The organism is Vibrio sp. V10_P2A27P122 (genome assembly GCF_963874335.1).
Lineage (GTDB): Bacteria > Pseudomonadota > Gammaproteobacteria > Enterobacterales > Vibrionaceae > Vibrio > Vibrio anguillarum.
Window position 1 is genome coordinate 1 of the sequence record NZ_CAWNHY010000037.1, and the last position, 9,203, is coordinate 9,203.

Sequence of the window (9,203 nt, forward strand, 5' to 3'; positions counted from 1 at the left end):
GTATTGTTCATAAACGAGATGAATAAATTAGAGTTTAAGCTCTATTTTGTTTGTGATAACTTCGCGGATGGTTTGTTTCCGATAACGTTCAACTAGTGGTATGATGAGTCCCATTCGACCCAAATAAATAGAAAACTGGATAAGTACTTAATGGTCATTAAGGCAAAAAGCCCAGCAGGTTTTGCTGAAAAATACATAATTGAGAGCATTTGGAATGGTCGCTTTGCACCGGGTTCTATCTTACCTGCAGAGCGCGAACTTTCAGAATTAATTGGTGTAACACGTACAACGCTTCGAGAAGTATTACAACGCTTAGCCCGTGATGGTTGGTTGACTATACAGCATGGTAAGCCAACAAAAGTAAACCAATTTATGGAAACTTCCGGTTTACACATATTAGATACATTAATGACGCTCGATGCTGAAAATGCCACCAGTATTGTGGAAGACTTACTTGCGGCTCGGACAAATATTAGCCCCATATTTATGCGTTATGCATTTAAAGTGAACAAAGAGCCTGCCGAGCGCACTATTACTAATGTTATCGAAAGCTGTGAAGCACTATTAAGTGCCAAATCTTGGGATTCTTTTATGGAGTTATCTCCTTATGCACAGAAAATCCAACAGCATATTAAAGATGATGGTGAGAAAGACGAATATAAACGTCAGCAAATATTGATTGCGAAAACCTTTAACTTTTACGATTACATGTTATTTCAGCGTTTAGCGTTTCACTCAGGAAATCAAATTTATGGTTTGATTTTTAATGGGCTAAAGAAATTATATGACCGAGTCGGCAGCTATTATTTCTCTAATCCAGAAGCACGCGAGTTAGCCTTGCAGTTTTACCGTGAATTATTAGCAGTATGTGAAAGTGGCAATCGTGAGCAGTTGCCGATTGTGATCCGTCATTACGGTATTGACAGCGCTCACATATGGAATCAAATGAAAACAACGTTACCGACAAATTTTACAGAAGATGATCATTAGAAAATTCGTTTTACTGTAAAAAAAGCCCGTATGAAACGGGCTTTTTTGTAGGTTAGATATCTTCGTTACCACCCGCTTCTTTAAACCAAGCGGCTAAATGTAATTTTAAATCTTTCAGTTCATCTGGGCCGATTAAGGCTAACCCTAAATCTTCTGCACGAGTAATGTCATTATGGCGGAGTGGGCGAAAGCTCACGAGCATAGCGCGAGCTTGTAGGCCACCAAGCAAATCACGTAATGATTCTAGCTTATAAAGTGTATCATCGCCGTCATCACGCATACCTTTCGTTTTACATTCAATAATATGCAGTTTGTTATTCACCACTGTAGCGACATCGAGTTCATTTCTGACTTCTCGCTCACCTAATTGACGGTAGACTTGAACATTCAAAGAGCGATCTTGAATGGTAGGCATATCATCTTGGATCTGCCTTATTGTACTGTGCACTAATGTTTCTAACCATTCTCCATTGGAAAATCGGCGCGCATCTTCGTTGGCGAAGGTTAAAATGCCATTTTGATAGGTGGCGATTTGTGCTTCGACCAGATCGGTCAACAGAAGATGAAGTTCACGATAGCCTTGTTGTTTTTCTGAAAGTGCAACATCTAGCCGCTGCTCTTTGCGGCACGTCGTCGCTAAATAGTTTAATGTGGCTAAACCAGGACCAAGTTCTAATGCATTACTTGCCCAGCGCTCGCCGAGTTCGTAAAGTTTTTGGTCAAGTTGTGGCGGAATATGATGCTCACTAAATTCACCCCGTGCGCCAAAAATGGTTAAGTAGTCTGAAATGGTAATGTGGTCTTGCACTTGGGTATTATTTTGACCATCGGGATAAAGCCAACACAACTGATCACTGTTCGGTTCGACGACAAAAATAGGCCATTGATAGCTACGGAACACCTCATAAACGGATAATAAACGATGTCTCAAACCACAACTTGCGTTCAGCTTGACTTCGTCGTATCTGGTTTTCAAATCTTCCGCTAAAAACTGGATAGCTTGTTTGATTGCTGAGGTATTGGAACCCGATGGGATTTCAAAAAACTCAGAAGTGATATCGCGCTGACTCAATACCGAGTGTAAACGTAAATACATTGATTTTTGGTCTTGATCACCGATGAAGACAATGTGCGAACTTACCGTTCGATTATCAAGCAGGGGAGTAACCAAGCGAATAGGGTCTTGGTCGATAATGCCAACATGAACAGCCATAGATCATCCTCATGTTTGGCTTGCAAAGAGTAGGAGGTAGATAATAATGCGCAAGCCGATAGTTATCATATAACGATGTGGCATCAAAAAAACAAGGGCGACTTTAGATTAAAAGCCGCCCTTGAGACATAATTTACACGTAACTTACAAATGGGGTTGAGTTTGTTAACGGTCACTCATAATGTAAAACGATGGACTAATTCATTCTGCTGATTAGCAAGCTGAGTTAGGTTGGCGCTTGCCTGTGCAATTTGAGACATGGCTTGATAGCTACCATCAGCGATTAAATTAATATCCTCGATACTGCGTGCAATGTCACCAGTTGTTTCACTTTGCTCGGCGGCCGCCTGTGTAATATGAGTACTCATCTGACTGATTTCTAGAATTAACGCTTGGATCTCTTCCATTGCGCTATTCGCCGTTGATGCTTGCTCGACAGAAAGTTCCATATCAGTCATGCAGCTTTCAATAACAGTACTGGCAGAAGATGAGCTGGATTGCAAGTTGCTGATCATACTTTCAATTTCAGACGTCGAATCTGTTGTGCGTTTTGCCAAAACACGAACTTCGTCAGCTACGACTGCAAACCCGCGCCCTTGCTCTCCAGCACGAGCAGCTTCGATCGCGGCATTGAGCGCCAATAAGTTGGTTTGTTCTGCAATATTACGAATCACATCCAAGATAGAACCAATTTGGCTGCTCATCTTTTGTAGTTCACCGACAGCATCAACCGATTGATTTAAGCGAGTCTCCAATTGATTAATAGTAGTGATATTGTCACTCATAATTTTACGGCCCGATTCAGAAGCTGATTCAACTTTCTGCACCATCTCTAGCGAACTTTGAGCACTTTGCGCTACTTCTTGTACTGAATGAGCCATTTCCGTCATTGCGGTTGCCACGCTCGCGGTTTGCTCACGTTGGGTGCTGAGTTGTGACTGTGCTTTTGAAGAGGTGGTTTGGTTGTGGTTAGCTGTGTTGGTTAAATTTTCAGAAGCATCATTCAACTGCACCAAAATATGGTGCAAATTATCTGCTAGCGAATTGATGTGGCCACTTAAGCGACTAAACTCGTTGTTGTAACGAATTTCAATGCGTTGTGTCATATCTCCTTTTGTCAGCCCTTCTAGCGTTTTGAGTATACGATTTAACGGCTCACGAACACTTTGCGCAATGTGGTAACCAATACCCGTAGCCACTAGCACAACCGCAATACCAATCACGATCGCTTTAATAACTCCTTGCTTATAGACTTCCCCGGCTTCTCGCAGAGAGGCATTTAAACCGTCGGTCGCAGTATCGTTAAAAGAGTCTAAAATCGTCATTGCTTTATCGACCTCGATGGCCAAATTCGCAATGTTTTCATAAAGGGCTGTTTTCGCTAGTAAGTAACTATTGTGTTGATCAAGCACACCACCCTTTTGCCCAATATCTTGAGAGAATTTTTGGACGAGATCGTCAAAGGTTTTTTTCAGCTCAGGTAGCTGGGTCGATAAGCCTCGGTAAGCGTAGTTGAGGTGCGTGACCGCTTTTTTATTCATGGTGACGGCCTTGTCAACAAAGGCGACATCCGAACTGGCCAAAGCGTCTGAAGTGATTAATTCCGCATCTTTCAATTTAATGAAATAACTTTTCGCCATGACTTTAACTGAAATGCTATTTTGCCCATCGACAAAATCTTTCATTCCTGTGCTTAAATCGGCATGAAGTCTTTGAAATTCACGAGTTGATTTTTGCACTTGAGCTTGCGCCTCAAACATCGCCTGATAATTATTCATGGCTTGTTCTGCTTCTGAAAAGTAGCGGAGTTCCATCTGTTTAAGTTGGCTTATCCGCTCTTCAAGAGAGGGGTTCATTGCACTTGCTTGTTGGAGCTGGTTTAGCACGTCAGCAAAATCTTGTTTTGCTTTAGCAAATTCTGAACGCATCACATTCATGCGATCTTGGTTTTGTGTCGTCAAAAAGTCCTTAAAAGATTTATCGGCAGAAAGCAGTTGAACACTTGTTTTGTTTGACAAAGAAACGAGCGGTAAGGCGGTGGTTGATACACTTTCGAAATTAGAATGAATTTGATTCATTCCTCCCATCATAATGGCGGTCGTTACTGCAAACATGATGATGATCAGTGTGAAACCAGCGTACATTCGCCTAATCACTGAACCCTTCATAATCCTCTCCCTAGAAAAATAGTGTTTTGTTTTAAAAAATAACAAAATAATGAGTATTGTATTGAATGTGAGACGTACATTTTATGACGGGCCTGGCAAAACGCATTTTTTATATTAGTGTTCTGTCATTTATGCTACGCGTACGGTGTTTTTTATTGAGCTTTTGACAGGGTTCACGCATACTCAAATCCAACTACACACCTATTATATTCAGTAGCATTAAGGTCAAATTAGTGTCGGTTCTATCGGTTGTCGATATGTTGTCGTGACCCACTTAGGTATTAGCCTTGAACCACTTATCTCGATCTAATGTACTTTGATGTGACTGCGTAATCCTATTTATTAGTGGAGTATTTCATGGCTGAAGAAACCATTTTTAGCAAAATTATCCGTAAAGAAATTCCTGCAGATATCCTCTATCAAGATGATTTAGTGACCGCCTTTCGGGACATTAACCCTAGAGCGCCTAGCCATATTCTTATCATTCCCAATGCGTTTATTCCGACGACCAACGATGTTGAACTTGAGCATGAAGCGGCTATGGGACGTATGTTTACAGTGGCAAAAAAAATCGCTCAACAAGAAGGTATTGCACAAGATGGCTATCGCTTGATAGTGAATTGTAACGCTCATGGTGGCCAAGAGGTTTACCACATTCATATGCACTTGGTTGGTGGTCGCCCGTTGGGTCCGCTTTTGATGAGCTAATGCATGGGTCGCCCAGCCACTATTGGGCGCTCGATTGATACGATTAGAGTTAAATATGGAGTATTGAGTGAAGCGTTACGTGCGACATATTACGGTTTTTTTATCGCCTTTTTTTCTCAATGCCTGTGCTAATTTTTCTGCGGGGAACTTGTTTAGTCATTACAGTGCTCAAAATGGCGCTGTCTATCAGTCAGTTAAATCTGGGCAATATCAAGATGCGGAGAATGAACTTGCGGAATTTGTCGCGGGTGACATTCTGGACAATCTGGAAAAAGGGCGAGTCCATTTTCTTAACCAGAATTATGTAGACAGTAAGCGTAGTTTCGAATTGAGTGATTCTGCGGTTAAAATTCAACAAGATAAGGCATTGATTTCACTAAGTGATACGGCGACAAGTGTCGGTGCGTTGGCTGTGAATGATAACTTGATGGAATACGTTCCTGCGGATTATGAACTCGGTTTTTTACATCTTTATCTCGGTTTGAATTATTTACAACAGAATGATTTGGATGGAGCTCTGGTTGAAGTTCGGCGAGCGAATCAGGTACAAGAGCAAGCAAGGCAGGCTAGAGAAGCGGAACTTGAAAAGGCGCAAAAAGAGCTAAAATCACAAGGTGTGACACCAAACTTAGGCAGCGTACTAGCAAACTACCCTGATGCAGGAAAAGCTTTGCAGGCGGTGCAGAATAGTTACCTTTTTTACCTTTCTGCTTTGCTTTATGAAGCCTCTGGTGATCTTAACAGTGCCTATGTCGACTATCGACGCGCTTTGGCAGTCACTCCCGATAATATTGAGGTTATAGAGGGAACATTACGCGTTGCGAAACGATTAGGGATGAGAGAAGACCTAATCCAATTAGAGAAACGCTACGGGAAATCTCATTCACTGACTGCTTCTCAAGGTCGTGTGCTTATAATAGAAGAGCAGAGTGTGGTGAAAGCCTTAGATAGCTGGCGTCAATCTTTACCCTTGTATGACAGCAGAGGAAATGGTGCATTGTATTCTCTTGCCTTACCTTATTATCCGAATACACCCGATGAATCATTTTCATCACTGAAGATGAATGACAAAGTACTCACTTCTCATTTTCTGACGGATGTGAATTTAATGGCAAGGCGAAACTTGTCTGAGAAAATGCCCTCTATAGTAATAAGGCAAGTGTTGAGAGTACTGGCGAAAGATCAATTGCGCAAAGAAGCGGCCAAAGATGACAATGTTGGTAATTTAGTCTTCAACGTTTGGAATCTGCTGACAGAGCAGCCCGATACGCGCAGTTGGCTAACGCTGCCAGGGCTGGTGCAAACGGCCAGTCTGCAAGTCAATGCAGGCGAGCAACGAATAAAAGTGGGAGAGCAAGAATATCAGTTTTCTGTACCGGAAAAAGGCACCACTTTGGTGTGGGTTTCTCGTCAGGGACGTCATTCAACCATCTGGCATAAACAACTAGGAAGATTGTAATGAAAAAGTGGATATTGGGACTGTTAGTCACATTCTCATTGATTGGATGTGCTGAAAATACCGCAGGATTAAGAGTTGATGGCGCTTCGCAAAAAGTGCTATTTGGCGACAATGTATTAGGTAATCGCTTGGTTGTTGAAGACATTGCAACTAACCAAGTGGATGGTCATACGAGGGGACTTGTGCGTTTAGTGAGTCATTACCAAGGTGACCAAATTATCGAGTACCGTTTTTCTTGGTATGACGATGATGGGCTTGAAGTCAATAACAGACAAAGTCCTTGGAAACAAAAGATAATCAGTGGGATGGAGACGGTGTCGTTGTCGGAGATTTCTGTCAATCCAAATGGAAAACAGTTTCGCGTACAGATCCGTGGGTCAAATAATTAAATTGGGAAAGTAAGGAACCAATATGAACAAAAGTATTATCGCATTGCTAGGGCTCGCTGTCATTTTGGGCGGCTGTTCAAATAAAGTCAGCTACGGAGATGCACAATCCGTTGAAACGACGACAGTTGATTTTGGTTCAACAGATTTACAAAAAATCGCGGGGGAAATGGTTGATAGCATGATGATGTCAGGTTCGGTAGCAGCGATTACCCGTGATTCTCGTCCTATCGTGTTTGTCGAGCGAATCAAAAATAAGACCAGTGAGCACATTGATACTGAATCTATCACTGACACCATCAGTACTAAGATGTTGAATTCAGGTAAGTTCCGCTTCGTCGATATGGATCGTGTTGAAGCTGTGCGCGAACAGCTCAATTTCCAAAATAATGATGAGTTGGTCAACCAAAGTACCGCTATTCAGTTTGGCAAAATGGTTGGCGCACAATATATGCTGTATGGCAACTTGTCGAGTATTGTGAAAAACGCAAGCAGTGATAAAGATGTATATTACAAAATGACGATGCGTTTAATGGATCTTCAAAGCGGCCTTATTGAATGGGCAGATGAAACCGAAATTCGTAAACAGCAGTCAAAAAGTTTACTCGGTTTTTAATCACAAAATTGAGTAATTGAGAGAAGAGGTCCTTATGGCGAGAATGTCTTGGCGTGAAGCTTGTCAGCTTGATCGTACCTTAACGTCGCTAGAAGGATTCTTCTCTACTCCCCCTGACTACGCACAAACGCTGACAGGGGGGTTAACAAACCGATGTTGGAAAATTGTCACGGAGGAACGCAGCTTTGTTTGGCGGCCTAATACTCCGATCACTCAAGCCTTTTCCATTTCGCGTTTTCAAGAATATCAAATTCTCTCTGCTATCGAATCTTCTCACTTAGGCCCCAAGCCACTTTCCATTAATGATCAAGGATTATTGGTTGAATGGATTGATGGCCAATCCCTTACTGGTGGTTTACCTTTCGATTCTCTATTAAAAACACAGATAAAGATCCATAATCTCAGTACAGCACGCATCCCAGTTGCCCCTTTCAGTTTTATCGCTCGGGTTGATCATTATTGGCTACAGCTCAAAGCTGAGTATAAAAGTGAGGACTTGTCGACTTTATATCAACGTTGGCGCACCGCACCTAACCTTGCTGATGTTGGTCAGACTTTGTGTCACTTTGATTTAGCTGGCTACAATATGGTTAAAACCGATGAAGGTAACCGCGTGATTGATTGGGAATACGCCTCAATTGCCGACCCCCGGCTCGACCTGGCTTTAAGCATTGATGTTGCAGAAGAAAAACCATTAGAGGCGGTCTACCGTTATTGTCAATTGCGTGAGATTGTGGGGGTCGATGATTGGGTCGAAGGAGTGGTGGCTTGGCATCCAAGAGCAACAATGATGGCCATGTTATGGTATTTGTTAGCACATCAATTATGGGGTGATGACTATTATCGTCAACAAGCCGAACATCTAAAACGCACATTATGTAGCTAGGATCACTGTTTCGTCGTTTTGTTGCAGTAAATTAAGGTTAAAGTCTTTGAAACCACAATCTTCGTGGTAGATTAAAAACCTCAAGGAGTGGGGAGTTATTATGATTATTTATCTGCACGGTTTTGATTCAACAAGCCCAGGAAACCATGAAAAAGTACTGCAATTGCAATTTATTGACAGCGATGTCCGTTTTATTAACTACAGTACACAGCACCCAAAACACGATATGCAGCATCTTCTAAAAGAAGTGCATAAAGTGATTGAGTTGTCTGATGACCCACATCCGATTATTTGTGGCGTGGGCCTCGGCGGCTTCTGGTCTGAGCGGATTGGATTCTTATGCGGAATTAAGCAAGTGGTGTTTAATCCCAACTTGCATCCGGAAACGAACATGACTGGACGCATCGACCGCCCTGAAGAGTATGAAGATATTGCGACTAAGTGTGTTGAGCAATACAGGGTAAAAAATAAAGGACGCTGTTTAGTGATTTTATCTAAAGAAGATGAAATTCATGACAACAGCAAAACAGCTGCAGAGCTCGAAAACTACTACGATATCATTTGGGATGAAACCCAGAACCATAAGTTCAAGAAAATCTCACAGCATTTGCAAGCGATGAAGGCATTTAAAGAATCAAATTAAGCATCTGTGTACACATAGTTTCGACTGAACGACTCACAATTGTGAGTCGTTTTTTTATTGCCCAACACCTCTATATCTCGTAGTGAAATAGAGGAATTCTTTGGTTGCACCATGAGTTTTGCTCTATATAATGA

At 41.9% G+C, this 9,203-nt stretch carries 9 protein-coding genes; 7 read left to right on the forward strand and 2 right to left on the reverse strand.

The features are described 5' to 3' along the window. Positions 1 to 150 precede the first annotated feature (150 nt). Positions 151 to 990, forward strand: coding sequence for a fatty acid metabolism transcriptional regulator FadR (gene fadR / locus AACQ17_RS02360; RefSeq protein WP_010319711.1), 840 nt, complete (start codon positions 151 to 153; stop codon positions 988 to 990). Between the two features lie 52 nt (positions 991 to 1,042). Here fadR and AACQ17_RS02365 read toward each other — a convergent pair whose 3' ends face one another. After that, positions 1,043 to 2,203, reverse strand: coding sequence for a DUF1887 family protein (locus AACQ17_RS02365; protein WP_017048084.1), 1,161 nt, complete (start codon positions 2,201 to 2,203; stop codon positions 1,043 to 1,045). Positions 2,204 to 2,379: 176 nt separating this feature from the next. Further along, positions 2,380 to 4,371, reverse strand: coding sequence for a methyl-accepting chemotaxis protein (locus tag AACQ17_RS02370; RefSeq protein ID WP_026027184.1), 1,992 nt, complete (start codon positions 4,369 to 4,371; stop codon positions 2,380 to 2,382). 357 nt (positions 4,372 to 4,728) lie between these two features. Between AACQ17_RS02370 and hinT the strand changes: the two genes are divergently transcribed. From hinT to ycfP, 6 genes are all read left to right on the forward strand, one after another. Further along, the gene (gene hinT, locus AACQ17_RS02375) at positions 4,729 to 5,079 is read left to right on the forward strand and encodes a purine nucleoside phosphoramidase (RefSeq protein ID WP_026028145.1); all 351 of its coding nucleotides are present in this window, start codon (positions 4,729 to 4,731) and stop codon (positions 5,077 to 5,079) included. Between the two features lie 67 nt (positions 5,080 to 5,146). Continuing rightward, positions 5,147 to 6,538 (forward strand): COG3014 family protein, encoded by a 1,392-nt coding sequence (locus AACQ17_RS02380; RefSeq protein WP_094146831.1) that lies wholly within the window; start codon positions 5,147 to 5,149, stop codon positions 6,536 to 6,538. Continuing rightward, complete coding sequence (locus tag AACQ17_RS02385) at positions 6,538 to 6,927, forward strand: YcfL family protein (protein ID WP_013856520.1); 390 nt, start codon at positions 6,538 to 6,540, stop codon at positions 6,925 to 6,927. The genes AACQ17_RS02380 and AACQ17_RS02385 overlap by 1 nt, the downstream gene beginning before the upstream one ends. Before the next feature lie 22 nt (positions 6,928 to 6,949). Then, positions 6,950 to 7,540 carry a penicillin-binding protein activator LpoB gene (gene lpoB, locus AACQ17_RS02390; RefSeq protein ID WP_013856521.1) on the forward strand — a complete coding sequence of 197 codons (591 nt, stop codon included), beginning with the start codon at positions 6,950 to 6,952 and terminating at the stop codon, positions 7,538 to 7,540. Between the two features lie 34 nt (positions 7,541 to 7,574). After that, positions 7,575 to 8,426, forward strand: coding sequence for a phosphotransferase (locus AACQ17_RS02395; RefSeq protein ID WP_038198261.1), 852 nt, complete (start codon positions 7,575 to 7,577; stop codon positions 8,424 to 8,426). Positions 8,427 to 8,526: 100 nt separating this feature from the next. Then, positions 8,527 to 9,069 carry an alpha/beta hydrolase YcfP gene (gene ycfP, locus AACQ17_RS02400; RefSeq protein WP_013856523.1) on the forward strand — a complete coding sequence of 181 codons (543 nt, stop codon included), beginning with the start codon at positions 8,527 to 8,529 and terminating at the stop codon, positions 9,067 to 9,069. Positions 9,070 to 9,203 lie beyond the last annotated feature (134 nt).